We start from the raw sequence: 383 nt of genomic DNA, 5'->3' as shown, positions 1-383 counted from the left end.
CTTTTACTGCAACCATGTCGTCGGTGCGCATGGTCTGGATAAACGACTTCAGCGGGTACAGAGCGCGCTGGTAAACACTGCGCCCGGTAAACCCGAATGCTGCCGGGTTGTAGGCCAGGTAAATCGGGTCTTCGTTTTGCTGAACCACGCAACGAGATTTGTGATACGCCTTCCCCGCAACCGTGATGCCGGAAACCTTCTGGAAATCAGCAGCGTTGGGGTCTTGATTCAGGACAATGCTCCCGGCGGTATTCATCGGGTCGAGAATGTTGAAAGTCACGTTGTGTTTGTACAGGGTGCGGTAATCAAGCGCCGTCGCAGGCTCCTGATTGTCCACCAGCATGGCAACCGCAGACGTGCCATAAATACGGGCAATACGCGCC

At 55.1% G+C, this 383-nt stretch carries 1 protein-coding gene; it reads right to left on the bottom strand.

The window, feature by feature from the left end; translation table 11 throughout:
• Positions 1-383: DUF1073 domain-containing protein (locus tag FDX01_RS23390; protein ID WP_249360864.1), on the bottom strand; the 383-nt coding region annotated here is incomplete at both ends.

It is taken from the genome of Citrobacter sp. wls613 (assembly GCF_005281195.1).
Taxonomy (GTDB): domain Bacteria; phylum Pseudomonadota; class Gammaproteobacteria; order Enterobacterales; family Enterobacteriaceae; genus Citrobacter; species Citrobacter gillenii.
This window is presented reverse-complemented; position numbering and strand designations above follow the sequence as displayed.